The following is a 1037-nucleotide window of genomic DNA, read 5'->3' as shown; positions in this document are numbered from 1 at the left end:
GGCCTCGGCATTGCCCCGGAACAGCACGCCGTGCGGCAGGATGCAGGCGGCTTTGCCCTGGGGCTTGAGCGAGCGGATGATGTGCAGCAGGTAGGCGTAGTCGCCCTGTTTGGTGGGCGGAATGCCAAAGCCTTTGAAGCGCTCGAACTTGTCGCTGTCGGGCGTGAGGCCGGTGCTCCAGCGCTTGTCTGAAAACGGTGGGTTTGCGACCACGTAGTCGAAGGTTTTGAGCGCAGCGCCGTCGAGGTGCTTGGGGTTGGCCAGGGTGTTGCCCTGGGTGATGAGGGCGCTGGCGTTGTTGTGCAGCACCATGTTCATCTGCGCCAGGCCGCTGGTGGCCTCGTCCATCTCTTGCCCGTACAACGTGACCGGTGTGGGCGCGGCGTCGGCCACTTTCAAAAGCAGCGATCCGGACCCGCAGGTCGGGTCGTACACGGTGGTGTCGGGCGTGGTCTTGGCCTGGTGGATGCCGATGACCTGCGCGAGGATGCGGCTGACTTCGGCGGGCGTGTAGAACTGTCCCTTGCTTTTGCCGCTCTCGGTGGCGAAGTGGCGCATGAGGAATTCGTACGCGTCACCCAGGATGTCGTCACCATCGGCCCGGTTCTTGGAAAAATCGAGCGCCGGGTTTTCAAAGATGGCGATCAGGTTGCCCAGCTTCTCGACCATTTCCTTGCCCTGGCCGAGCAGGGCGGTGTCGTTGAAGTCGGCCTTGAGGCGGATCTTGTTGGCTTTCTCCAGCGGTTGCAGGATGTGCTTGTTGATCTGGTCGCCAATGTCGGACTTGCCCTTGAGGGCCACCATGTCGGCAAAGCTGGCGCCAGCGGGAATCTGGATTGGTGCGAAGGGCTGGCCGGCGAATTTGTCGCTGATGTACTTGATGAACAGCAGGACCAGCACGTAGTCCTTGTACTGGCTGGCGTCCATGCCCCCGCGCAGCTCGTCGCACGAGGCCCAGAGGGAGGAATACAGCTCGGATTTCTTGATGGCCATGGGGAACGCAAAAAAGGTGCCTTCGGGCACCTGAAAAAACGGGG

Annotated in this window: 1 protein-coding gene; it reads right to left on the bottom strand. The window is 61.8% G+C overall.

Features of this window, described 5'->3' with window-relative positions:
- A partial coding sequence (locus Q7J58_RS20755) for a class I SAM-dependent DNA methyltransferase (RefSeq protein ID WP_304831771.1) occupies positions 1-993 on the bottom strand: 993 nt, incomplete at its 3' end.
- Positions 994-1037 lie beyond the last annotated feature (44 nt).

The sequence above is a fragment of the Hydrogenophaga sp. genome (assembly GCF_030656115.1).
GTDB lineage: Bacteria > Pseudomonadota > Gammaproteobacteria > Burkholderiales > Burkholderiaceae_C > Hydrogenophaga.
Note: the sequence above shows the minus strand (reverse complement) of the source record. Positions and strands in the feature narration are given on the sequence as shown.